The following is a 25973-nucleotide window of genomic DNA, read 5'->3' on the forward strand; positions in this document are numbered from 1 at the left end:
TTTACAGGTCTCTTTCATAATCGATGGTCTCTTTCACTGCCGCCACGGCAAGCCGCAGTTTATCCTTGCTAACCGATCCCAATGCAAGACGAATGGCATGCGGCACATTGATTGAGGTGCTGAAGGGCTCAGCTGAAGCTACCGAGATTTGCTGCTGCATTAAACGCTGTACCACGCGTTCAGCCCTGACTTCGCACGGCAACGGTAGCCAGAGAAAATAAGAGTTGGGATGGCTGATAAAATCTTCGGGCGCAAGAATCTGGCGGGCGATCGACTGGCGCTCACGGGCATCCCGTCTTTTCAGTGTTTCCAGGCGTTTGATCGTCCCATCCTTAATCCAGCCACACACTAACGAGACCATCAGAGAAGGGGTATTCCACGTAGTAGCACGAATAGCCCGCTCAAGCGCTGCACGCATGCCAGCGGGGCAGACGACGGCGCCGACGCGCAATCCGGTGGCGATATTTTTCGCAAAACCGGTCACATAAAGGGTTCTTTCAGGGGCATAAAAAGCCATCGGCGGCGGCGGACGAGGCACCAGATAAGCATAGGCGGCATCCTCAATCACCAGAAGATCAAACGTTCGGGCAATCAGGGCGAGCTCTCTGCGTTGCGCAGCACTCAGTACCCAGCCAAGCGGGTTATGCAATGTAGGTATGGTATAAATCGCACGCACGCGCCTGCGCTGACAAATCTGTTTTAATGCATTGAAATCAGGACCGTCGGGTCCAGCAGGTATGGCGGCAAGTTCAAGATGATAAAGCGCAGCCAGCGCCTTAAAGCCTGGATAAATCAACGCGTCTACCGCCACAACATCGCCGGATTTCAGCAATCCCATCACCGCGATGGTAAGGCCGTGCTGTGCGCCATTGACAATCAGAACGTCATCAGCCGAAGGCGTGATCCCAGTTGAGCTAAGCCATGATGCAATGGTATGCCGGTCGCTCTCTTTCCCGGCATGCGGCTGATAACGCAGCAGCGATTCAATATCCCCTACATTGGAGAGATTGCGCAGGGCATCGCGCAGGCGATCGGCCTGATCGGGCAATGCGGGATAATTGAAATTGAGGTCCACCACATCGGTTGCGACCACATGCTGATCGACACCGAGACCCAGAGGCAAAGAAATTTCCCGGACAAAAGTCCCGCGTCCGGTTTCACCGCTGACCAGCCCGATTGCCTCAAGTTCAGCGTAGACACGTGTAGCGGTTGCTAGTGAGATCCGTCTTTCCGCCGCCAGCGCGCGATGGGTTGGCAGGCGTGTGCCTGCCGACAATTCTCCGCTGCGTATAGCCGCTGCATATTCGTCAACCACATCCTTATAACGTGCTTTCACCGAATGTATCCATGACAATATTTTGATTGTTCTGGATCATGGCGTTTATCCTCCGTAGCGTCAATTCATGAAGGAAATAGTCACCTTCACTCAGCTACTGAAAGAGGTTTAACGTGGTGATACAAAAGACGCGTCCTGAGTCAATGTCAGGCTGGCTGAACGGCCTGGCGGGCATGATTATTTTCAGTGGATCGCTGCCGGCAACGCGTATTGCCGTTCAGGACATCGACCCGTTTTTTCTGACTTTCATCCGCGCATCGATAGCGGGTGTGCTGGCGCTCATGTTGATCTGCTTGTTTAAGGTCAAAAGACCTGATCCAAGCCAACTATTCTCGCTCTTCATCGTCGCTATGGGCGTGGTGATTGTTTTTCCGTTGCTGACCGCCATGGCATTGCAGCACGTAACTTCGTCACATTCGATCGTTTTCCTCGGGTTGCTTCCGCTAGCAACCGCCGTCTTTGGCGTCATTCGTGGTGGTGAACGTCCGCGACGCGCTTTCTGGCTCTTTTCCCTCTGCGGCAGTTTGCTGGTTGTGGGCTTTGCGCTTTCTCATCTCGCTGCCGTATCACTTAAAGGCGATCTGCTGATGCTCGCGTCAGTGATCGTCTGCGGCCTGGGCTATGCCGAAGGGGCAAAACTTTCGCGTGAGCTGGGAGGCTGGCAAGTTATTAGTTGGGCGCTGATTATTTCACTGCCTTTCATGTTGATCGCGTCATATTTTACCGTACCTGAATCCCTAAGCCACATCAGCACTTCAGCCTGGCTTGCGCTGGGTTATGTCTCGCTTTTCAGCATGCTGATTGGTTTTATTTTCTGGTACAAAGGGCTCGCTATCGGTGGAATTGCCGCTGTCGGGCAACTGCAGTTGCTCCAGCCATTTTTTGGACTGGGTCTGTCGGCTTCGTTGCTGCACGAGAGCGTCAGCCCGCTGATGATAGCTGTCACGCTTGGCGTCATTCTCTGCGTCATCGGTTCGCGAAAATGTGTGCGTTAATCTTCATGCATGTTGGCCGCCCGCAGGCGGCCTCATCCATTTTGGATTAATAACGCAGTCGCCCGCTAAAACCATTGGAAATCAGCGCACCCGACTTAAGTGTTAAATCGAAATCCTGTTCTCGCGGCTGCAGCGCGTTAATGAAGCTTTCAGCCCATTTGTGGCAATCATGCAGATGCAGGTTTTTTAGCAGGCTGGCATGACGTTCGCGACGCACCGAAAGCGGCATGATGAGCGCGGTGTGAATGGCATCGGCGATAGCATCGGGATCGTAAGGATTCACTAATAGCGCGCCCTGCATCTGTTCAGCGGCGCCAGCAAACTGCGACAGAATCAGCACGCCGGGATTGGCATGATCCTGCACGGCGACATAGGTTTTCGCCATCAAACTCATCCCGGCTATTAGCGGTGTGACCAGCGCCACGCGTGCCGCACGATAAAATCCGCACAGCTCTTCACGCGAATAGTGATTGCTCAAATAACTCACCGGATACCAGTTCAGCTCGCCATGCACGCCGTTCATTTCGCCGCAGCGGGTTTCTAGATCACGCGACAATGCTTTGATGCGATGGCTGTAACCTGACGCCGTTGAAGCCAGCTGCACCAACGAAAACTTGTGGTGATACTCCTCGTGTTGACGCAGCAAAACTTCTATCGCGCTGATGCGGTAGGGCGTGCCGGTGCTGTCGTCAAAATGCCCGCCGCTGAGGATAAGATTCTCCGGTAAGGTGTCGCGACATTGCTGTTCCATAAACTGGCAGCTGTTACTTTCCGCCAGCGCGCTGGTTTCGGCGGTATCAATGCCCACCGGGAATACGCCGACGCGAATCTGGCGGCCATGAATGCGCAGCGTGTAAGGCGTTTGGCGTTCGCAACGGAATCGGGATTCAACCCAGGCGGTGAAATTGTTCATGTCGTGGGTGGTCTGGAAGCCAATCAGATCGGCGCACAATAAGGAATCAGCCAGATAGCGCCAGTTGGGCACCGATTCAAAGGATTGTCCCGCCGGGAAAGGTTGATGGAAAAAGAAACCAATGCGATTTATCAGGCCGACATCGCGCAGCATTTTAATGCCAGGGATCAGGTGATAATCCTGCAACCAAATATCATCATCAGGCATGGCATATTCACTAATGGCGCGCGTATAGGTTTCATTCATTTTCATATAACCGATTTGGCTACTGGTAGAAAAGCGCGCCATATCGGGACGCTGATGAAATACCGGCCATAATCCCTGATGGATATATTGATGATAACCTTCTTCATATTCTGATTTAGTTAAGCGGAATGTCAGCGTGTCGAATTGTTTACCACTAGTAAAATTTAACTCCCGATGAGGTTCAGTGGTAAAAGACTCAAACTCGCCACTCCATTTCACCCACATGCCACCACGACGCGTCAATATACTTTCATAAATACTTGAAAGCGTTGAGTGGTTGTTTTGATTGTGTGATACCAATATTAAGCCTGACATAGTTTTTACCCATTGCTTGACCTGCCCGTAATTAATATCTGGCAGGAAGTTTGAAAGAGGTTGGCGCAGTAAAAATTGTAGAATGCCGTTCATTACGGTAAACGCCAGAAAATTGACTGCCGCGCCTCGTTAAGGCAATCTTCCACTTATCGCTGTCGTGATGACGCAATGCCAAAAACTAGACGTGAGTATTCAGTAAATTTTATGCGTATTTATCGAGAACGCACCTTTACACCCTTTGCGGAGTGATAATATTTCAATGCGTTGTTGTTCCACCGGGTTAGAAATCGCAGATATGCTATTAATTGAACCGCTGTTAGTAAATTCGATACTTTTCATCTCGCGCTACCTCTCCGAATCCTTCAGGGCTGTCGATGAAATTAATTTAGCCGACCAACCCGTAAAAATGTCGTAAAAAAGGCGCTGGAAATTATAAAAATGTAATAGATTTAATTTCGAGTTTGGGAAAAGGCTGGAGTCGATATCATAAGGGTCGGTGCGTTTTTCGTAGGGTGCGCATTTATACGCACCGGGACATTCGGCCTGTTAGAATGACCGCCGTTCAGAAGTGACTTGAAGAGGTTTAGTTGTGTCGACGTTAGTATTTAGAGAAGCCAGGCTGGCCGATGTGGATCGTTGTTACGCGATTGAGATTGAGGCTTACGAAGGTGATGAAGCCGCCACGCGAGAAAAGATTGCCACCCGCATCGCGCAGTATTCGCAGGGATTTTTATGTCTGGAAACCGACGGCAAGGTGATTGGTTTTATCAACGCCGGTAGCGCGTGGGATGTGGTGATGTCGGATGAAGCGTTCAAAGAGTTAATCGGCCACGATCCCGCAGCACCGAACGCCGTCATTATGTCGGTGGTGCTTGACCCCGCTTATCAGGGTAAAGGTTATGCGTCGTTATTGATGCGCCAGTTTATCGACCTGATGAAGAAAATGGATAAGCGAACCATTCATCTGATGTGTAAAACCCAGCATGTTGAGCTGTATAAAAAATGGGGCTATCAGTACGTCAAACCGTCCGAGTCAGACCACGGCGGTATGGCGTGGCATGAGATGCTGATGACGCTGTAATTCGTCGGGGCGCCATTCATGGCGGCCCGAATCTTACCTCACGCAGCCACACTTTTCGGCTGAGCCGACAGATGTCCCACCCATAAACTGGCCACCCATTTCACACCTTTGGCGGTGAAACGCGCTTGTGAGAAAGCATGCTGATTCTCGCCACGCCCAGAGCGCAAGGTGAAATAACCCGCTTGCATATGGTGTTGCTGCGGTGCCAGCGTGCCTTTTTCGCGATACATGATATTGCGTTCTAACAGGAACTCACGAAACTCGGTTTCCTTGACCTTCAACATCTTGCACAGCTGACGAAAGCCGAGTGAATCTTCGATCTCAACAAAGCGATCAAAAAATTCAGCCTTGGGGGCAGACAACGCGAGTTGCTGTTCAGCAGCACGACGCTGCTCAAACTGCTCCGCCCAGGCGCGGGCCGCTTCCGCCGGATTGGTGAAATCAGGCAGATGAGTAAATTGTTCGCGCTGCTGCCAAAGATCGAGTAATTCCGCAGTGAAGCCAGGCGAAAGCCGGGCAACGGCAAGTAATGAATCGCGTTTGTTGAGATGAAACTCCTGACGCATTTCACCCTGATGCTCATACAGATTCACCGTCAAAGGTTGGGAAAGCCGCTGTGCGGTTTCCAGGCTTTTCACCAGGCGCTTCACTTCACCGTGTGTAATGCCCGTGACATGGGCAATTTCGCGGCTGCTCATCATCATCGATGCATTCAAAGCAGACAGACTTTCCGTTGAGATCATCATCATTATCACCTCTTGCAGACTTACTCAGCCTTGTAGCTGTTGAATAAGTATACGTAACACTGTTTATATATCCAGTGTTATTTTTAACCGTTCACGCAAGATGTTCAGCTTTGCGTAACGTTTCACAAAGCCAGCTCAGTTTCACGCAATCCCTGCGTATTCTCTTAAAGTGAGGTTTTCACGGTTTATTAAATTGTCGCGATGAGGGCTGTTTGATAGTTTTGAGCCAATTTTCCGGGCTTTTATCGGCTTTCTGCAGCATTACGTGCAGGGTTGATGTGTGCCTTTTTAACAGCAATAAGTAGTTAACTGGCGGCTATGCTGCTGGAGAAACGATGAAAAAGAATAAATTTAAAACCCATCTGGTCTCATTAGGTTTACTGGCGGAAAAAAAGCTGACCAAACGCCAAACGCTGCCCGATTACAATCCCACCGCAGAGCAGGATATTAATTTGGTTGCGCGCCAGACCGCACCTGCGGCCATTCCGCGTCAGATTTGGATGTATTGGGAAAGCGAAACGCTGCCGCAAGAAGTGCAGATTTTTGTCGACAAGATCGCGCGTGAAAATCCCGGTTATCTGGTCACGGTCATTAATAACCTGAACATTCAGCACTATCTGCCCGACCTGCACTTCGTGCATCAGGATATGCGTCCTTCGCATAAAAGTGACGTCATCCGGCTGGAGTTGCTGCATCGCTATGGCGGAATCTGGATGGATGCCACCATCATTCTCAACCGCACAATGGACGAATTGCTGGCGGTGAATGTTGACGATCGTTATGACCTGATCGCCTTTTATCGCGACAGTTCGACGCTAGACAAAGCCTATCCGGTGATTGAGTCCTGGTTCCTGGCCGCGCCGAAAAATAACGCCTTTATTGCGCGCTGGCTGCACTTTTTCCGCCCGATTGTCGAAGTGGGCGCCGACGAATTTTTCCGTCGTTTGCTCGCGCTGCCTGATTACGAAACCATTGTTCAAGGCATCACGCCACCGGATTATCTGGTGGTGTATATCGCGCAGCAGCAGGCGTTGCGTGAGAATAATCAGTACAACTTCTATCTGCGTAAATGCGAGGCCAGCGCGTTGCTGTATCAAAGTCTGGTGGAGTGGCGTCCGGTGAAGCTGAGCCGCATGCTAATGGTAGATCGTCTGCCAGCAGTGTTGCCGCCGCTCACCAAACTGACGGGATTTGATCGCAAATATCTCGACACCAATCTGAAATATGGCGTGGTGAACAAAGACAGCTTGTTGGGTCAGATTCTGTTGACTAGTGCCCGCCCGCAGACGCCGCTTCCGGCGCTGACGAGCAAGGCATAACGCATTAAGGATTGATCAGCTGTTGCAGTGCTGCGGCGCTGGTTTCATCGTCCGGCACATACACCAGCAGGCGATCGCCGTTACGGGACGCTGACCACCAGTTATTTTGCCGCAGCGTCAGTTCACCCACTTCGTCGCGGTAAAAGCGTTTCACGCGATTCTCCACCTGGCCCAATTCATAGCGCTGCCAGGTGTGCGCAAACTCATCTGAACTGTTCAGCAGGCGGGCAAGAAAGCTTTCCCAGTGCGGATCGCCAAGGTGCTCGCCCATCTGCCCGCGAAACATCGCTACCATCTGCGGCATCACTTCATCCCAGTCACTGATGGCTTTGCGCCATGCGGGATGATTGAAGGCCAGCCAGATGCAGTTGCGATCTTCCAGTGCGATCTCGGCTAAATCCACGCCCATCAGGGCACACCACGCAGCGTTGTAACCGAGGATATCAAAGCGCGGCGTCTCGATAATCGCCGGTAACTGGATAGCGTCAAGCATCTGCTGATTGTGCGCGGCAATTTTGCAGCAGGCTGCCACTACGCGCACCGAAGGCAACGCATGTCCGGCAAGCGAAAACAGGTGCTGCGTTTCCACATCGTTGCACTGCAACGCGCTGGCAATCGCCGTCAGGGTTTTCGGCGAGGCTTTGATATCGCGGCCCTGTTCCAGCCACGTATACCAGGTGACGCCAACATCCGCTAACTGCGCGACTTCTTCACGGCGTAAACCTGGCGTGCGGCGATGGCGCATGCGCGGCAAACCAAGCCGATTAGGATCGAGGTTTTCGCGGCGCGTGCGCAGAAAAGTGCCGAGTAATTTGCGGTTGTTTTGTTCGGTGGTAACAGGCGCGGATGCCAGGCTCATAAGCAGATCCTTCGACAAGACGGGTAGTATTTATACCATGATAAACAAGAACTGGTACCCGTTTAACGGTTAGGTGATGCTATGCCGTACTGACAGCAAAAACAAGGTAAAACCGATGCAGACATCGCAACTTCAACGCACAGGATTGATGGTCCTGCTTGCCGGGCAACTGCTGCCCATGATTGATTTTTCTATCGTTAACGTAGCGTTAGACGCGATGGCCCACACGCTGCAGGCCACGGCGATCGAGCTGGCGCTGATCGTCGCGGTCTATGGCATCGCCTTTGCCATCTGCCTGGCGATGGGCGGGCGGCTCGGTGACAATTATGGCCGCCGCCGCGTATTCCTCGCTGGAGTAGGGATCTTCGGTATTGCATCTTTATTATGCGGCATCGCCAATAGCGTTGGCCTGTTGATGTTTGCCCGCGCGCTGCAAGGCGTGGGCGCGGCCTTTATCGTGCCGCAAATTCTCGCCACGCTGCACATTACGTTGAAGGGCAGAGCGCATGCACGCGCCATCGGTTTGTACGGCGGCATTGGCGGGCTGGCGTTTATCATCGGTCAGGTACTGGGCGGTTTTCTTATCAAAGCGGATATCGGCGGCTACGGCTGGCGCAGCGTATTCCTGATCAACCTGCCGATTTGCCTGTTTGTGCTGATCACCGCGCGCCGCTTTGTGCCGGAAACGCAGAACACCCAACGCGTGCCGGTGGATGTCAGCGGCACCTTGCTGCTGGCAGGCGCGATTGGCTGCCTGATGCTGGCACTGGCGCTCGGTCCGCTGCTGCATTGGTCGTGGCCGTGCATCTTGCTGCTGGTGCTGTTTCCGCTGTTTCTGCATCGTCTGCGCCAGAGTTCGCTGCGTCTGGAAGCGGCCAACGGCGCGCCGCTGCTGCCGCCTTCACTGCTGCGTCTGCCAAGCGTGCGATTTGGCCTGACGCTGGCGGTGCTGTTCTTCTCCTGCTGGAGCGGCTTTATGTTCTCGGTCGCGCTAACGCTGCAAGCCGGTTTGGGGCTGACGGCGTTCCAGTCCGGCAATGCGTTTATCGCGCTGGGCGTGGCCTATTTTATCGGGGCGATGCAATCGACGCGCATCGTCGAGCGTTTAGGTAAGCGCGGTGCCTTGCTGATGGGCTGCGGCATTCAGATGGTGGGTTTGCTGGCGCTGATCGCCACGCTGCAACTCGCCTGGCCGCAGGTCGGCATCTTCACGCTGATCCCCGCGACGGTACTGATTGGTTTTGGTCAGTCGTTTATTGTCAGCACCTTCTACCGCATTGGCATGAGCGGCGTGCCGCATCATCAGGCGGGCGCGGGCAGCGCGGTGCTTTCAACGGTGCAGCAATCGGCGCTGGGATTAGGCCCGATGCTGCTGGGCGGCGTATTCACACAGATCTACACGCACGGTAATCATCTGGCGGCGATCACTGGTACGCTTGGCGTTGAGTTGGTGATGATGGCATTACTGGTGATTTTCACCAGCCTCAATCGCCGTACGTTTCAGCCGGTAACGGCGGAAGGGTAATTCTTGTGAGCAGATTTCAGCAGGAGCGTTCCACCTTATTGTAAAACAACCGAAAATCCGTGAGTCGCGCTGAATTAACCTTTGGCTCAGCGGTCTTTTTTCCGGAACATATCGCCGCAGTTAACGGGCTGAACCGCGTGTTCAGCCCGTTTTTTATGTGGTGCGGAAGCAGGGCGCTTGAATCAGGCACAGGAAAAACGGCAGGCTCACAACAGATGAAGAAGATGTTAACCGGGTTACTTTTTATGGTAACCACCACCGCCTTTGGTGCAGATGATTTCACCCTAAAGGATATTCACTTTGCTGGGCTCCAGCGCGTTGCACCCGGCGCGGCGCTGCTGCATATGCCGCTGCGTATTGGCGATCGCGTCAATGATGATGATATTCGCAACACCATCCGTGCGCTGTTCGCCACCGGCAATTTTGACGATGTGCAGGTGCTGCGAGATGGCGATGCGCTGCTGATTAAAGTCAAAGAGCGCCCGGCGATTGCCAGCATCTCGTTCTCTGGCAACAAAGCGATTAAAGAGGATCAGCTCAAGCAGAATCTCGATGCCTCGGGCGTGCGCGTGGGAGAAGCGCTGGATCGCACCACGCTATCGGATATGGAAAAAGGGCTGGAAGATTTCTACTACAGCGCCGGAAAATACACTGCCAGCGTCAAGGCAGTCGTCACGCCGTTGCCGCGCAATCGCGTCGATCTGAAGTTCATTTTCACCGAAGGCGTGTCAGCAAAAATTCAGCAGATCAATATTGTAGGCAACCAGGCTTTTTCATCGGATGAACTGATTTCGCATTTCCAGCTGCGCGACGATGTGCCGTGGTGGAATATCATCGCCGACCAGAAATATCAGAAGCAGAAACTCTCGGGCGATTTAGAGACGCTGCGCAGTTATTATCTTGATCGTGGTTATGCGCGATTCAATCTTGATTCCACACAAGTCAGTTTAACGCCGGATAAAACACATATCTACGTTACGATAAATATTCATGAAGGCGATGTTTACCATGTTAGCGGCGTAACACTGACGGGAAATATGGCTGGCTATTCCGCCGAGATTGAAAAACTGGCGCAGTTGCCAGCGGGCACCTTATACAGCGGGGCAAAAATCACTGAAAACGAAGAGGCGATTAAAAGCCTGCTCGGTCGTTACGGCTATGCGTTCCCGCAGGTGAATACCCAATCGGAAATTAACGACAGCGATAAAACCGTACAGTTACACGTGAATGTCGATGCCGGGCGACGCTTCTCGGTGCGGCAGGTGCGTTTTTCAGGCAACGACACTTCGAAAGATGCGGTGCTGCGTCGTGAAATGCGTCAGATGGAAGGCGCATGGCTGGCGAGTAATCAGGTGGAGCAGGGCAAGGCAAGGCTTAATCGTACCGGCTATTTTGAAAGCGTAGATGTGGATACACAGCGCGTGCCGGGCAGCCCGGATCAGGTGGACGTGGTGTATAAAGTGAAGGAGCGCAATACCGGCACCTTTAATGTCGGATTGGGCTACGGCACCGACAGCGGCATCAGCTATCAGCTTGGCGTCAGCCAGGATAACTGGATGGGCACCGGCAACACTGTGAGTTTTAGCGGCACCAAAAACAGTTATCAAACCTATGTCGAAATCGCCGCCACCGATCCCTATTTCACCGTGGATGGCGTCAGTCTGGGCGGCAAGCTGTTCTACAACGATTACAGCGCGGAAGATAACGATCTTTCTGAATACACGCTGAAAAGCTTTGGCGCGGGCAGCACCTTAAGTTTCCCGATCGGTGAAAACAGCAGCGTGAACAGCGGGCTGGATTACGTCTACAACCGCGTCAGCAATATGGCGCCGCAGGTAGCAATGTGGCGCTATCTGGGTTCGCAGGGCATGCATCCAAAAGTCATCACCAGCGATGACGACGATGACGATGCCACCGTTGCCGACAAATTTACCGCCAACGATTTCTTCTGGAATATTGGCTGGAGCTACAACTCACTGGATCGCGGCTTCTTCCCCACCTCGGGCGTGAGCGCCGGTTTCAATACCAAAGTGACGATTCCAGGTTCCACTAACAGCTATTACAAAAGCACGCTGACCGCCAACGGCTATTTGCCGCTGAGCAGCGATCATCGCTGGGTGTTAATGGGTCGCAGTAAAGCCGGTTACGCCGACGGCTTAGGCGGCAAAGAAGTGCCGTTCTACGATAACTTTTATGCGGGCGGCTCTAGCTCAGTACGCGGATTCTCCTCCAACACCATCGGGCCAAAAGCCGCCTATTACCGCTGCAGCGGTAGCGAAAGCAGTTACGGGACTTGCCCGGTAGAGAAATCAGATGATGCGGTGGGCGGTAATGCGATGGCGGTGGTGAGCGCAGAGCTGATTGTGCCAACGCCGTTTATCAGCGAGCGCTATGCCGATTCGTTGCGCACCTCTTTCTTCGTCGATGCCGGCACCGTGTGGGATACCAGCTGGCAGAACACCGCGGCCACCAAAGCGGCGGGGATTCCTGATTATGGCGATCCCAGCCAGATTCGCGTGTCGAGTGGCGTGGCTTTGCAATGGCAATCACCGTTGGGTCCGCTGGTGTTTTCTTATGCCTTGCCGATAAAGAAATATGAGGGCGATAAGTCGGAGCAGTTCCAGTTTAATATCGGTAAAACCTGGTAGCTGTATTTAAAGCGTTAAATGATGAGATGAGTTTTACATTATCATTAAACGGTGAAGACAGAATAAAATAGCCAGCAGGGTAAAATAGTAGTCGTGAAATGCTTAAGGAATGAGTGTTCGCAAATATCGTTGTTATGCATATGATGAATTTTATTTCGCCACCCAATGTTGGGTGGTTTTTTTTATTTGTAAGAGAGGTCGCCATAAATGGCGACCCTACGGAATGTGCAAATACGTGCGATCGCAGCGATGAGGTCAGGAAAGGCCAGCCCGAAGAGCAAAGGGTCCGAGCCATGGATGGCGAGGCCGATCTGCATGGATGCAGGGTTTCTTTGCGATCGGGCGGGCCTTTTCTGGCCTAAGCACCAACTTAAAGCGACTCAACCAATCTTAATCCCGTTTCAGCATCAAACAGATGAATCTTCTCAGCGTTGAAGCCAAGCATAATGCTGTCGCCGCTCACCGCCGCGTGACGGCCAGAAATCTGCATATGCAGCGGCTGACCGTGCCATTCGAGATGCAGCAAAGTTGATTCGCCGGTGATCTCCACGACTTTCACCAACGCTGCGGCATTGCTGTTGGTCTCCAGCAGATCGTGCGGGCGTACGCCGAGCGTCACGGCTGCGCCTGCACGCTCGCGCGCTGCCGCTTGCCAGCGCGCGGGCAGCGGCTGCCACAGATCCTGACACTGCACGCCGGGTACGCCATCGCGGGCGATCAAGTGTGCCGGTAACAGATTCATTGGCGGTGAGCCGATAAAACGCGCGACAAAGGTATCCGCCGGACGATCGTAAATCGCCAGCGGCGCGCCTTGCTGCACGATGCGGCCATCTTTCATCACTACAATTTGATCGGCCAACGTCATCGCCTCAACCTGATCGTGCGTCACATAAACCATGGTGGTTTTGAAACGCTGATGCAGCGATTTGATCTCGGCGCGCAACTCCATGCGCAGTTGCGCATCAAGGTTCGACAGCGGCTCATCGAACAGGAACACTTTGGGATTTCGCACCATCGCGCGGCCCATCGCCACACGTTGACGCTGTCCGCCCGACAACGCGCGCGGATAGCGTTGCAGCAGCTTATCGATGCCGAGAATCCCGGCGATGCGCGCAATTTTAGTTTGCTGCTCCTCGCGCTTCACCTTTTTCACCTGCATGTGAAACGCCAGATTCTCCGCCACGGTTAAGTGCGGATAGAGCGCATAGCTCTGAAACACCATGGCGATATCGCGGTCGGCGGGATCGCGATCGTTGATCTGTACTTTATCCATCATGATCGCGCCATCCGACAGGCTCTCCAGCCCGGCCAGCAAACGCAGCAACGTCGACTTCCCGCAGCCGGATGGGCCCACCAGCACGGTAAAACTGCCGTCAGGAATGGTGAGATCGAGCGGATGCAGCACCGACTGTTTTGCGTAGCGTTTGGCCACTTTTACGAGTTCAACACTGGCCATAATTTAAAACTCCTGGGAAAGTTGCAGTTGATGCCAGTCAGGATAACGACGCGGCAAGGTGCTGATAGCCAGTGACGCCACCGAAATACCCCATTGCAAAGCTGTGGTGAGATCTTGCTGATGCAGCAGGGCGGTGAGGAATCCAGCGTTAAAACTGTCGCCCGCGCCGATGGTATCCACCACCGTGACCGGACGCGCTGGCTGACTCACTGCATGCTCGGCCTGCCAGCAACGCGCGCCCTTGGGGCCGCATTTCACCACGCAGCCGCCGCGTCCGCTCAGCTGTTGCGCCAGCATGTGCGCGCTGGCAGGCAACTCGTCTTTCGCCGCCAATCCCAGCGTTTCCACTTCATTGAGCAGCAGCCAGTCGCACAGCGGCAGCCATTGCGTGACTTGCTGGCGCACCTCGTCCGTCCAGCCCTGCGGCGGCCAGCCGGTATCGACGGCGGTGATAAAGCCGCGCTGCTGTAACTCTGAAAGCAGCGCCGGATATTCGTCATACAGATGCAGACACAAAAAGGTGCCGCACAGCAGCACGATATCGCCGTTAGCCGCTTGAGCAGGCAGCTGATCCAGCACATCCTGCGCGGTGAGTTGCACGATGTGGCCGAGATTACTCAGGAAGGATCGCTCGTGATCCGAATGCGTCACGCCAACCGTAAGTGAGGTTTCGCAGCTGTAGCGCGTCCAGTGCGCGGCGCTGTGCGGAAAATGACTCGCCAGCCAGGCACTCAGGCCATCGTTGCCCTGATTAGCCACCGCGCGATGGCGCACCTGCATCGCTTCCAGCGCCAGCGCGCAGTTGCCTGCCGATCCGCCCGGACGCAGTTCGCTGTGATTCAGCATCACTTCGGTACCGCGCTGCGGCCAGTTATCCAACGTGCCCATGATCAAATCGACATTAATATTGCCCACCACATACAGCGTGGCGGTGAGTTTATGTTCCATCATCCTTTACTCCCGCCACTGGCAAGGCCGCTGACCAGCGTCTTTTGCAGCCAGATGGCAATAAACAGCGGTGGCACCGACGCCAGAATGCCGACGGCAGCGATCAAGCCATCATCGGTGGCGCGCCCGGCGGTGAATCCGGCAATGGTGACCGGCAAGGTTTGTGCGGCGATGTTGCTGGTAAACAGCAGCGCATAGAAAAACTCGTCCCACGCCAGCAGCCAGCCAAACAGCGCGGCGGCACCCAACACCGGCTTCGCCAGCGGCAGCGTAATGCGCAGCAGCACTTGCCAGACACGCAGGCCATCAAGGCGCGCCGCCTGTTCAATATCCTGCGGCAGCGTATCGAACTGGTTTTTCAGCATCCAGGTAAGGAACGGCAAAATCAGCGAGCAGTAGACGATGATCAATCCGGGCCGCGTGTTGAGCAGATCGAACTGCTGCAACAGGAAGTAGAGCGGCAGCACGAACGCCACCGGCGGCACCATATAGATAGCGAGTGAGGCGAATAGCCAGCCGTCGCGACCGCGATAGCGCGAGAAGCTGAACGCCGCCGGAATCGCCAGCAGCAAGCAGATGATTGTCGCGCCTGTGGCGACTAACAAACTGTTGCCGAGCGCATGCAGGAACAGCACGCCCGGCTGGCCTGGCTCCAGCGACAACAGCTTGCCGTAGCGGGTGAAATCCCACTGGCGCGGCAGCCACTCGAGCGGCACGCGGGTGAGATCGCTGGCGGCGCTGACGCTCATCAAAAACAGCCAGCCCATCGGCGCTAGCACCGAGAACGCCACCAGCAGCGCGGCGGCGTATTTGCCAACATGGCGCATTTTAACCTTCATGAGCGCTTCCTTTGCGGCGCTGCCGCCACAGTAACAACATGTATAGCGTGATCAGCACCGCGCACAGCAAGGTCATCAACATGGCGTAAGCCGCGCCGCTGCCGGCCCGCAAGTAGCTAAACGACTCCTGATAAACGTAGAAACTCAGGGTTTTGGTGCTATCGACTGGCCCGCCGCGTGTCATCACGTAGATGATGTCGAAGATTTTGAAGGCGTCGATGGTGCGCAGAACCAGCGCCACGCTGAGCGGGCCAACAATCGCCGGGAAAGTGATGGCACGAAAACGCCGCCACGCCGACGCGCCATCCAGCCGTGCGGCTTCAAACAGATCGTCGGGAATCGATTGCAGTGCCGCCAGCACCAGCAAGGTCACCAGCGGATAGTTTTTCCAGATATCGGCAAACATCACCGCGTTGAGCGCCGAATCCGGCGAACCCAGCCAGCTGCGATAGCCATCAATGATGCCTAACTGCGTGAGCAGGGCGTTGATGCTGCCGTAATCCGGGTTGAAATTGAGACGCCACATCATGGCGTTAACGATGGTTGGCAGCGCCCATGGCAGAATCACCAGCACGCGCAGCAGGTTGCGACCGGCGAATTTCTGGTTTAGCAACAGCGCTATCAGCACGCCGATCACGCCTTCAATTGCCACCGACACCACGGTGAAATAGAGCGTGCGCCACAGCGAACTGCGGAAATCCGCATCGGTGATGGCGAACAGATAATTTTCAAAGCCAATCCAGCCCGGCGCTTCACCGCTGCCGATCAGGGCTGCATCGGTGAAACTCAGCCAGATGGTGCGTAACAGCGGCCATGCGGTGAGCAATAGCATCACCAACAACATGGGTGCCAGCAGCACCCATGCCTGCCGTTGTTCGCGTTGACGCAAACTCAGCATTGTTGCCCCTTAGCGCAGACGCGCCGCACTCTTATCTACCGCTTGCAGCGCGGCATCTGGCGTTGCGCTGCCCACCAGCACCTGCTGCAACTGCTGCTGCAGCGTGTTGGAGAGACGCGAATAGTCGGCGGTTTCCGGACGCGACAGCATCACGTTAAGCGACTTATCCGCCGCCGCGATCAGGCTTTCCTGGTTTTTCAGCACCGCCGGATCCTGATACGAGCTTTTCCAGATCGGCAGACTCAGCGTGGCGTATTGGTTCTGTACCGGCTGTGAAGTCATGTAGCGAATGTATTGCCATGCCTGATCCGCGTGCGTGCTGCCTTTGGTGATGCCAAGGCCCATTGAACCATTCACCGCACCGAATTTACCCGGCGCATCGCCTGGCGCGGGAACGATGCCCACCTGACCGGCGACCTTACTTTGCTTCGGATCGTTGGCCATGTTGTACATATAGGTCCAGTTGAGCGCGAATGCCGCATCGCCGTTGGAGAAGGCTTTACGCACATCTTCTTCCAGATATTCGCGGGAAGCCGGATTGCTCAAGCCTTCATCCAATGAGCTTTTCATCAGCTTCACCGCTTGCAGCGAGGCCGGTGAGGAGAAATCGAGTTTGTCATTGTTATAGAATTTGCCGCCGAAACCCGACACCAGCGTGGTGTAATCGCACACCAGCGCTTCGGCCTGCGACCAGCTCCATACCAGCGGATATTTCACGATGTTCTTCTGCTTGATGATGCGCGCGTCATCCATCACCTGCTGCCAGGTTTGCGGCGGGGTGGTGATACCGGCTTTCTCCAGCATCGCTTTGTTGTAATAGAGATATTTGGTGTCGAGGATCCACGGCATGCCGAGGGTTTTGCCTTTGAACTCAACGGTGTTCATTGCGCCCGGGAAAATCTGCCCCTTTTCGTCGGCGCTGATGCGGCTGCTGACGTCCTGCAACAGATCGAACTTGGTGAATTCTGCCGGCCAGATGGCATCGAACAGCACCACATCGTAGCCGTTGCCGCCCGCGCCACGCGCCGCAACAATTTTGTCGTGCAGCGCTTCGTACGGTACAAACTCAAGATTAACCTGCACGTCCGGGTGCGCTTTCTGAAACTCCTGCGTCATGGCGCGGATATCATTTTCGTTATACGCCGCCTGCGTCATAAACAGCGCATTCAACGTGGTTGCTGCCGCTGCGTTGCCCACGCTGGCTAACAGAACCGCTGCAAAACATCCTTTTATGACTGGGTTGAATCGGATTTTCATGGTGTTTTCCGCCTTGATGCAAAAAGAGGGTGTTTTATTAAATCAATTTGATGGATTTAATAACGCGCACAGGTTGTCAGATTGCTCCGGCTGACATCGGTTAGCTTATGCAATTGATGTGCCAAGGCATAAATCTCATTTGCCACTGGACACTACTTTGCACGGATTTTTACCGCTGTCATGTAAACAGGTTGTAAATTGTGTGGCTGATCATAGAAGTTGCTGTGACGTCGAATTTGCATAGCAGCCAGAGATTGGGGGGCCATTTCTTTTTTAGTTGCATTATTCTGGTGCAAAACAGCGCAGCACTGCGACTTTAGCGTGCACTGCGCTGGGATTCGGTCTCTTATGGTGGCCTGCGCGGCCATCATCTTTGCTATTTGCTGAGACTGTGAGATCGATCAGAAAGTGATTTGCGATGCAGCATGCCAATTTCTCGTAACAGGAAGAGATAGAGGGCAGGCATGATTAATATCATCGCTATCACATAGCCAAATTTATATTTCGCGGAAAGGCGTCCTTTTACACCATAAAAAATATGTTTCCCAGTAATAAAAAAAAGGATAACCACATAGGCCGTGACGATATATCCCACCAGAAAATAGGCTGAAAGAAAATTTGAGATCAATGTCTGCATAATAACCTCGGTGTTGTCTATTGGTAGTCACACAAGACTGACGAGAGCATTTTGCTGTTGATGGTATTGTTGGCAAAGTTGCACCACTTGAGTAAAGTCATGTGCTAATGAATTTGGCGAAGCAGTAAGCAAGGTTTTTTCATCGTGAATACCATAGGTCACTGCAATTGATTTACATCCCAAATGGTTCGCCATGAGAATGTCATGTGTGGTATCACCCACCATAATGGCTTGTGCATTGCTGGCGTTGAAAAAATCGAGGATTTTTTCCCCGGATTCTGGATGCGGTTTTTTTTGCTGCACTTCATCCGCACAGACAACAATATCAAACAGTGAGGCGATGTGCGCCGCAGATAGTAAGGTATTGGCACTGTGAGAAAATTTATTGGTTGTCACCGATAAGCGCATTCCCAGGCGCTTAAGTGTCTCCAGTCCGTTAATCACACCGGGGAAGAGTAAAGATTGGGCAGCGGGAATAATGATGAGTTTAAATTGACGCTGATACTCTTCAACAGCTAATTCAACCAGATAATTGTTCACGGGCAGTTGCATTAGTTGGGCAAAGGCTTGTTCCAATGGTAAGCCTATCGTCTGTCTGATTAACGCTTGCGGTAATTCTTTTAAACCCAATGCGCGAAAAGCTGCATTAAATGTTAAAGGGATGGCCTGAGCGGTATCAAAAAGTGTTCCGTCGAGGTCAAACATAATAATAGTTTGAGGCGTATTCATTGATTGTCTCTCAATACAAAAAGCTAACTGAAAATTAATGGCCCAGCTTTCTTTGTGGTAAAGCGACAGGTGATTGGGATTTATCATGACGCGGACGAGCCAGATAAATAGCCGTAACAATCGCTACACATCCCACCAGCTGTAAATGGGTGAATGTTTGGCCGAGGATTAAATAGCCCAGCACACAAGCAGATAAAGAGCTCATAAAACCCAGGAAAGAAGTGGTAACCGGCGGTAGTTTTTCAATGCCACGGAACCAGACAAAGTAGCCAAAAACGCCGCCCGCCAGACTTAACCAGCCGTAGCCAATAATATTGGTTAGCGTAAGTCGAGAAGGAAACGTTTCCAGCCAAAGCGCCGCAGGCAATAACATTAAACCGCCTAGCGTCAATTGCCAGCCGGTAAATGCCAGTAAAGACATATTGGCTGGTCGTCCCCAATGCTTGGTGAGCAAAATGCCCATCGCCATGCTGGTGGTGCCAACTAATCCAACCATAATTCCCTGCGTATTAAGCTGAACGGCGCTGTTTAACACCAGTAGCCCAATGCCAGCCACACCAACCAGCGCGGAAAACACATGCATAATGCTGAGCTTATGCCGAAACACCAATGCACCAATAACCATAACAATGATTGGCTGGCAGGACATCACCAGTGATGCCAGACCACCAGGCAAAAAATAAGCGGCGGCAAACAGGCAGTAAAAAAACAGGCCAATATTAAGAAATCCTAACGCCGCCATTTTTAACCACCAAACGCCGTAAGGTCGCACGCGGCAAAACAGCAATAAAATAATGCCGGCTAATAACGCCCTGATGACCGAGGCCAGTAAGGGCATATTGGCCGGTAAGGTCTGCGTAGTCACAATATAGGTACTGCCCCAAATGATCGGCGCCAGCGCAGTGATCATAATGTTTATTAGCGTGGCAAACTTATTCATGATGCACGCCCGGATAAGTGCCAAAGTAGCGATCGCCAAAATCACCAATACCAGGCCGCATAAAGGCAGAATCCGTCATCCCTTTTTCAATCGATGATGTGATGATGGTCAAATCGGGCCAGGTTTCGACCAGGCGCTGAATACCCGCAGGGGAAGCAAGCACGTTGACTACGATCATATTCTCAATAGCAACGCCACTCTCTTTGAGAATATCAATCGCTTTCAGCAGCGAACCGCCGGTAGCCAGCATCGGCTCGAAAAGCATGACGCTCATGCCAGCAATACCTGCAGGTAAATGTGAATAAAGATAGTGCGGAAGTTTCGACTCTTTATCGCGCTGAATAAGGATCTTACCGATAGGTTGATGCGGAAACATGGCGCGGAACTCACTCTCCATGCTTTCACCCGCTCTAATCACGGATACCCCACAGATATCACGGACAAGTGCCTTACCCGTAAAAGGATCACCTATTGGCGTGGTCACTGTCTCATCAGAGTAGGGCAAGTGCTGTGCGGCGCTTTGCAGCAGCAAACGTATCACCTGATTTGCATGGTGTGTGAAGGTGTTCAGGTTGGCCGAACGATTACGCATCCTGAGATGTAAATGGGATAGCCAGGCAGAATCGGGTAACACGTGAACGTTGGGCAGTGTTGACATAGGTCAGTCCTATTGATCCTTGAGAAACAGTAATAGAGTGATAAGATGAATATATCTTTCACGATAGTATCTTTTCAAAAAGATACTCATTAAAAAGATAAACACAACTATAATTCATTTTCAAGTCTCTTTTTCTTTTATGAGGAACACCATGCAGTATGACCATGTAGACAGATTACTCGTTCAGTGGCTGCAACAACGCCCCGATTTGGATTGTTCACCCATGGGCGTGCTTGGCCGCATCAGCCGCATGAGCAGAATTGTTGATAAAAAGCTCGATAAAACATTTAAAAACAACGATCTGAGCGCTATCGAGTTTGATATTCTGGCGGCGCTCAGGCGGTTCAATTCGCTGACGACACCTACAGAACTCTACCAAACATTGATGTTGTCCTCTGGGGCGATGAGTACAAGGGTTGAGCAGTTGGTTCAGCGTGATTTAATTGAAAGGATTTACAGCGAAGAAGATCGCCGGAGCTGTAACTTGAGCCTGACAAAAAAAGGAAAGTCATTGATAGATAAAGCTATATCAGAACATGTCGCCAATGAAGATGAGATTCTGAATCCGTTAAGTCAAGAGCAGCGAGAACAATTGGCATCGCTGTTACGTAGCTGGTTATTAGCTAACGAAAAGTAGTTCCGATACCGGCCTGATTCCAGGCCGGTTAATCCCTTCATTGACCTTTTTCCCGGCATAATTCCTCTTTAAGAAATATCTTTCCAAAAAGATACTTGACTTTGCTAACTGCAAAAGTATCTTTTGTGTGAACTATAACTGCTGGGAATATTACATTATCATGACGGTCAAAGCCCCAATATCGCCTGCTGTTTCAGAATCCTTTTCAGAACGTAGTCATAGCAGTCACTCAGTAAGTTTATTCGCCATGCTTGAAACCCATGCGCGCCATTTCCCTGAGCAAATTGCGGTCAAAGATGCGCAAAACTCATTGAGTTATCGTCATTTTTTTCAGCAGATTTGGAGCAATGGAAAGAAACTCAACGCGTTGATTGATACCGAATTGCAGTACATCGGACTTTATTGTGAACCTTCGGTTGAGATGATTTGCGGCGCATGGAGCATTCTCGCGGCTGAGCGCGCCTACCTGCCGCTGGCACCGGATTATCCTGCCGATCGTCTGCGCTATATGATCGAGGATTCGGGCATCAAGATGGTACTTACCCAGCCGCATCTTAAGGCGCAACTCGCTACGATGGTGACAGAAGAGATTACTATCATCACGCTGGATGACCTTCAGGCCAGTGCCGCAGCCACTGTTCCTCGCCACCCGTGCCACCACCGGGAGCGGCTAGCCTATATGATCTATACATCGGGTAGCACCGGTAAACCAAAAGGCGTGATGGTGAGCTATGCGAATATTTCTCACCAGATGGCCTGGCTAAAAAGCCAGTTTGGTTTTGACCACAATGACCGCATTTTGCAGAAAACCCCGGCCAGTTTTGATGCCGCACAGTGGGAAATTCTGGCACCGGCCTTTGGTAGCCAGGTGATTATGGGTCCAAAGGATTGCTATCGGGATCCGGATGCATTGATCAACACCCTCATTAGCGAGCAGGTGACAGTGTTGCAATCTGTACCCACGTTGTTGCAGGCACTGGTCGAACACCCCCTTTTCCAGGACTGCTGTGCGTTAAAGCACGTATTTAGTGGCGGTGAGATTCTGACTCGCAATCTGGCGCAGGCGTTTTTCCAGCGTTTACCGCACGCTGCATTGACCAATTTGTATGGTCCAACCGAATGCACCATCAACGCGTCGAGTTTTACGCTGGATCCTGAGTTGATCGCTGCTTATCCCGATGCCATCGCCATTGGTAAACCTGCGGCCAATACGCTTTATCATGTGCTTAATCCCGCGGGTGAACCTGTCGTGCCGGGTGAAACGGGTGAACTCTATATTTCTGGTTTGCAGGTCGCTAAAGGCTACTATCAGCGACCTGAACTCACCGATGAAAAATTCCTGCCGAATCCCAGAAAAATAATGGCAGGTCACGATCTCTTATACAAAACTGGCGATTTAGTTCGTCAGGATCCGAATGGTAATACCCACTTTGTGGCGCGCGTGGATAATCAGATCAAGCTACGCGGTTATCGGGTAGAACTGGATGAGATTCGCCTGGCAATTGAAAATCATCACTGGGTAAAAACAGCGGCGGTTGTGGTTCAACAAGATCCGCGCTCGGGTTATCAGACGTTGGTCGCCTGTGTTGAGCTGGACAAACGCCAGGCGGCGCTGATGGATCAAGGCAATCACGATCGTCACCATCTCTCTAAATCGAGTAAGTTGCAGGTGAAAGCGCAGTTGTCCAATGCGGGTTGCCGAATGATATCAACGGCCCAATTATCCAGTAGCATCACGCTGCCTTATATCGCTTCAGACCATCAACAGCGCACGACGGCGTTTGGTCGTAAAACCTATCGTTTTTTTGACGGCGAACCGTCGCTGACGCGACAGGATTTAATCGATCTTTTACAACGTCAGCCCATAGAGAGCTGCACAGATGAAAATCTCGCGACGCTCACGCTGGATAAACTGGGCAAGCTGTTACGCAATTTTGGGCAATTTGTCAGTGATGAGCGGTTATTACCCAAATACGCCTATGCATCGCCGGGCGCACTCTACGCCACACAACTCTACCTGGAATTAAAGGGTTGTGCCGGATTACCCCCCGCGATCTATTACTACCATCCTGTTCATCACTGCTTGCTACCTATTGCCTCATTGCAACCGACAACGGATCCCATTTTCCGGCTGCATTTTGTCGGTAATCGACAGGCGATTGAGCCGGTTTATAAAAATAATCTGCGTGAAGTACTGGAGATGGAAACTGGTCACATGCTCGGTCTTTTTGACGAGTTGCTGCCCGAATTGGGGCTTCATGTACATCAAGCCGCACTATTACGCGGCGCATTACCTGAGTGGTATCAAGGCAGCCACGATGACGATTATCTGGGTTGCTACGTCGTTGATCATCAACCGGTTGCAGCGAGCCGCGTGCAACCTGAACTCTATTTACAAATGCAGCAGCCGCTCCCGGACTTAGATGCCGGACTTTATCAGTACCAGGCAGGTGAATTGCATTTCCTTTCGACCAGCATGTTGCAGAAAAGGGATGTCATCGCGATTAATCAAAGGGTGTTTGACCGTGCGCAGTTCGGAATTAGTGTGGTGTGTAATGGCGGCGATCGTGAAGAACATTACATCCTTGCGGGTCGTGAAATGCATCGTTTACAAGCGAATACACAACGGTTGGGCCTGATGTCATCCGGTTACAGCTCGAAAAGTAATAACGACTTGCCTGCCGCGATAAGCATGCGTGCAATTTTGGCGGAACAGCAACTGCCTATGGAGAGCCTCTATTTTTGCGTGGGAGGGCCAATCAGCCAGGCGCAGTTTCTGCATCGGGGAATGAATGAGGATCGCATTCATATGCAGGGTCCAGTTGAACTACTCAAGGAAGACCTGGCGGCACAGCTGCCAAAATATATGATCCCGAATAAAGTGATCATCCTGGATAATCTCCCGCAGACGGCCAATGGCAAAGTTGACCATCAGGCACTGAAAGCGCTTCCAGAATTAACGCATACAGACGATGGGCAAGAGAGGGTGCCGCTTAAATCCGCGACCGAAAAGAAAATTGCCGAAATTTGGTGCGCGGTAATGAAATGGGAAGCGGTATTTGCCACGGACGATTTCTTTACCGGTGGCGGCAACTCGTTAACTGCGGTTGGGCTGGTTAATCGCATCAATAAAACCTTCAATATTAAACTTCCGCTGCAGGTGATATTTCATACGCCTCATATCGCAGGTTTAGCGACTGCGGTAGAAAATTGTATTCAATCCGACGTTGAATATTCCCGTCTGATCAAACTGAATGATTTTGCGGAAAAACCGATTTTCTGCTGGCCAGGTTTGGGAGGATATCCGTTAAATCTCAAATTACTGGCGCAGCATATTCCTGATCAGCGTGCATTTTATGGCATTCAGGCGAGAGGTATAAATGAAGGTGAAATACCACTGCCAACCATTCAGCAAATGGCACTGGAAGATATTCGCCAGATAAAAGCGATACAGCCAACCGGTCCTTACACACTTTGGGGATACTCTTTTGGCGCGCGCGTGGCTTTTGAAACCGCAGCGCAACTCGAAGCGCAAGGTGATGTTGTTGAGTCACTGTCTCTATTAGCGCCGGGCGCGCCCATCACGCAAATGGAGCGAGAACAACGATACGAGCATAAAGCCGCTTTTGATAATCCGGTATTTCTGGCCATTCTGTTCTCGGTGTTTGCCCATCAGGTTGAGGGGCCGTTACTGGATCGCTGCCTGAGTAGTTGCAATACCAAAGCAGAGTTCATTGCCTTTATTTGCCAGCGCTTTCCCCTGTTACAGCGTGAAATGGTTGAGCGCATCATTCACATTGTCGAAACCACTTATGCGTTTAGTTATCAGTTCAAGGAGTTGCAAAATCGACAACTCAACGCGTCTGTCACCATTGTAAAAGCACAAGGCGACCATTACTCGTTTTTAGAGCATGCGCCAGCATTTAGTCGACAACCGCCAACCATTATTGAGTTATCAGTCGATCACTATGCGGTGCTTAAACAGCACGGCATCCATGAACTGATTCACACCTTATTTACTACTCAACCGTGTAAGGAACAGGCGCATGCGTAACAGCGAATTTAAACTCGAATTTCAACCCGAAGTGAAGCAAGCACTTGAATTAGGACATCCCGTTGTTGCGCTGGAATCGAATGTGATTACCCACGGGCTTAATTATCCCGATAATATTGAAACGGCATTAAAGGTCGAGGCGGCTGTGCGGATAAGCGGCGCGATTCCTGCCACTATTGGTATCGATAACGGTAAAATTTTGGTGGGTATGGATTACCAACAAATAGAACGTTTCGCCACTCAAAAAAATATAGCCAAAGTCTCCAGTCGCGAGTTACCGTTTATTCTGGCGACCGGTGCGATGGGAGCCACCAGCGTAGCGTCGTCGTTGGTGATTGCTGAATTAGCGGGCATTCCTTTCTTCTCCTCTGCCGGATTGGGCGGTGTTCATCGTGGTGCGGAAACATCAATGGATATTTCCGCCGATCTCATCCAGTTAACGCGTTCAAAAGTGACGGTAATCTGTGCCGGCGTTAAAAACATCCTTGATGTGGGTCTCACGTTGGAGTATCTCGAAACCCATTGTGTACCGCTTGTCAGCTGGCAAACCGATGAGTTTCCGGCGTTCTATTGCCGTAACAGCGGCTTTAAAAGTCCAGTGCGCCTGGATTCAGCACCGCAACTTGCGCGTGCGATTGAAATCAACCGGGCGCTGCCAGGGGCCGCCGGAATGGTGATTGCTACCCCAACCCGTGAAGAGGATGCCATCAACAGCGAGGAGGTTCAGCAAGCCATTGACAACGCTATCTCCCAGGCGAAGCTGCAGGGTATTAACGGTAATGGTGTAACGAAATTCATTATGAAAGCCGTGGAAGAGATGACGGCGGGGCGTTCAGCAGAAGCCAACAAAGCGGTACTAATCAATACGGCACGCGTGGCTGGAGAGATTGCCATGGCGCATTACACCTATTGTCGTAATCACTGACTTTAAGGAGAA

At 52.1% G+C, this 25973-nt stretch carries 20 protein-coding genes; 8 read left to right on the top strand and 12 right to left on the bottom strand.

The window, feature by feature from the left end; all coding sequences use genetic code 11:
* Position 1: 1 nt before the first annotated feature.
* Entirely contained in the window at positions 2-1336 is a 1335-nt protein-coding gene (locus PanJK_RS19025) for a PLP-dependent aminotransferase family protein (protein ID WP_265302033.1), read from the bottom strand.
* Between the two features lie 143 nt (positions 1337-1479).
* On the opposite strand from PanJK_RS19025, the gene PanJK_RS19030 reads away from it, so the two are divergent.
* Positions 1480-2331: a DMT family transporter gene (locus PanJK_RS19030; protein ID WP_265302035.1), complete on the top strand. Its 852-nt coding sequence runs from the start codon at positions 1480-1482 to the stop codon at positions 2329-2331.
* Between the two features lie 46 nt (positions 2332-2377).
* On the opposite strand, the gene PanJK_RS19035 is transcribed toward PanJK_RS19030, so the two are convergent.
* A complete protein-coding gene (locus tag PanJK_RS19035; protein ID WP_265302037.1) occupies positions 2378-3805 on the bottom strand; it encodes an alpha,alpha-trehalose-phosphate synthase (UDP-forming) in 1428 nt (475 codons plus the stop codon).
* Between the two features lie 589 nt (positions 3806-4394).
* Here PanJK_RS19035 and PanJK_RS19040 point away from each other — a divergent pair.
* Entirely contained in the window at positions 4395-4886 is a 492-nt protein-coding gene (locus PanJK_RS19040) for a GNAT family N-acetyltransferase (RefSeq protein ID WP_265302039.1), read from the top strand.
* A gap of 38 nt (positions 4887-4924) precedes the next feature.
* On the opposite strand, the gene PanJK_RS19045 is transcribed toward PanJK_RS19040, so the two are convergent.
* Entirely contained in the window at positions 4925-5632 is a 708-nt protein-coding gene (locus tag PanJK_RS19045; protein ID WP_265302202.1) for a phage antirepressor KilAC domain-containing protein, read from the bottom strand.
* 335 nt (positions 5633-5967) lie between these two features.
* On the opposite strand from PanJK_RS19045, the gene PanJK_RS19050 reads away from it, so the two are divergent.
* Entirely contained in the window at positions 5968-6951 is a 984-nt protein-coding gene (locus tag PanJK_RS19050) for a glycosyltransferase family 32 protein (protein WP_265302041.1), read from the top strand.
* Between the two features lie 4 nt (positions 6952-6955).
* Here PanJK_RS19050 and PanJK_RS19055 read toward each other — a convergent pair whose 3' ends face one another.
* On the bottom strand, positions 6956-7810 hold the full coding sequence (locus PanJK_RS19055; protein WP_008108064.1) for a helix-turn-helix transcriptional regulator: 855 nt from the start codon (positions 7808-7810) through the stop codon (positions 6956-6958).
* 115 nt (positions 7811-7925) lie between these two features.
* Here PanJK_RS19055 and PanJK_RS19060 point away from each other — a divergent pair, with 115 nt between their 5' ends.
* Together PanJK_RS19060 and bamA are read left to right on the top strand one after the other, a co-directional pair.
* The gene (locus tag PanJK_RS19060) at positions 7926-9335 is read left to right on the top strand and encodes an MFS transporter (RefSeq protein WP_210080063.1); all 1410 of its coding nucleotides are present in this window, start codon (positions 7926-7928) and stop codon (positions 9333-9335) included.
* A gap of 215 nt (positions 9336-9550) precedes the next feature.
* On the top strand, positions 9551-11983 hold the full coding sequence (gene bamA / locus PanJK_RS19065; RefSeq protein WP_265302050.1) for an outer membrane protein assembly factor BamA: 2433 nt from the start codon (positions 9551-9553) through the stop codon (positions 11981-11983).
* Positions 11984-12353: 370 nt separating this feature from the next.
* Here the strand turns inward: bamA and PanJK_RS19070 are convergent, their stop codons facing one another.
* The 8 genes from PanJK_RS19070 to upp all read right to left on the bottom strand — a co-directional run bounded on the left by PanJK_RS19070 (position 12354) and on the right by upp (position 20345).
* Complete coding sequence (locus tag PanJK_RS19070) at positions 12354-13439, bottom strand: ABC transporter ATP-binding protein (RefSeq protein ID WP_265302052.1); 1086 nt, start codon at positions 13437-13439, stop codon at positions 12354-12356.
* A 3-nt stretch (positions 13440-13442) separates the two neighbouring features.
* A complete protein-coding gene (locus PanJK_RS19075; protein WP_265302204.1) occupies positions 13443-14387 on the bottom strand; it encodes a carbohydrate kinase family protein in 945 nt (314 codons plus the stop codon).
* Positions 14387-15226, bottom strand: coding sequence for a carbohydrate ABC transporter permease (locus PanJK_RS19080; RefSeq protein WP_008108069.1), 840 nt, complete (start codon positions 15224-15226; stop codon positions 14387-14389). The genes PanJK_RS19075 and PanJK_RS19080 overlap by 1 nt, the downstream gene beginning before the upstream one ends.
* Positions 15216-16124, bottom strand: a complete 909-nt coding sequence (locus PanJK_RS19085; protein WP_256698485.1) for a carbohydrate ABC transporter permease — start codon at positions 16122-16124, stop codon at positions 15216-15218. The genes PanJK_RS19080 and PanJK_RS19085 overlap by 11 nt, the downstream gene beginning before the upstream one ends.
* Before the next feature lie 9 nt (positions 16125-16133).
* Entirely contained in the window at positions 16134-17381 is a 1248-nt protein-coding gene (locus PanJK_RS19090; RefSeq protein ID WP_265302056.1) for an extracellular solute-binding protein, read from the bottom strand.
* A 664-nt stretch (positions 17382-18045) separates the two neighbouring features.
* On the bottom strand, positions 18046-18747 hold the full coding sequence (locus tag PanJK_RS19095; RefSeq protein ID WP_265302059.1) for an HAD family hydrolase: 702 nt from the start codon (positions 18745-18747) through the stop codon (positions 18046-18048).
* A 34-nt stretch (positions 18748-18781) separates the two neighbouring features.
* Positions 18782-19726, bottom strand: coding sequence for an EamA family transporter (locus PanJK_RS19100; protein WP_265302061.1), 945 nt, complete (start codon positions 19724-19726; stop codon positions 18782-18784).
* Complete coding sequence (gene upp / locus PanJK_RS19105) at positions 19680-20345, bottom strand: uracil phosphoribosyltransferase (RefSeq protein WP_265302063.1); 666 nt, start codon at positions 20343-20345, stop codon at positions 19680-19682. The genes PanJK_RS19100 and upp overlap by 47 nt, the downstream gene beginning before the upstream one ends.
* A 151-nt stretch (positions 20346-20496) precedes the next feature.
* On the opposite strand from upp, the gene PanJK_RS19110 reads away from it, so the two are divergent.
* The 3 genes from PanJK_RS19110 to PanJK_RS19120 all read left to right on the top strand — a co-directional run bounded on the left by PanJK_RS19110 (position 20497) and on the right by PanJK_RS19120 (position 25961).
* Positions 20497-20982, top strand: coding sequence for a MarR family winged helix-turn-helix transcriptional regulator (locus PanJK_RS19110; RefSeq protein WP_256698490.1), 486 nt, complete (start codon positions 20497-20499; stop codon positions 20980-20982).
* 160 nt (positions 20983-21142) lie between these two features.
* Complete coding sequence (locus tag PanJK_RS19115; protein ID WP_265302066.1) at positions 21143-25036, top strand: amino acid adenylation domain-containing protein; 3894 nt, start codon at positions 21143-21145, stop codon at positions 25034-25036.
* Positions 25029-25961 carry a pseudouridine-5'-phosphate glycosidase gene (locus PanJK_RS19120; protein ID WP_265302068.1) on the top strand — a complete coding sequence of 311 codons (933 nt, stop codon included), beginning with the start codon at positions 25029-25031 and terminating at the stop codon, positions 25959-25961. Before PanJK_RS19115 ends, PanJK_RS19120 begins: the two co-directional genes overlap by 8 nt.
* Positions 25962-25973: the final 12 nt, after the last annotated feature.

Origin of the sequence: Pantoea sp. JK (assembly GCF_026130245.1) — a bacterium.
GTDB classification, from domain to species: Bacteria; Pseudomonadota; Gammaproteobacteria; order Enterobacterales; family Enterobacteriaceae; genus Pantoea; species Pantoea trifolii.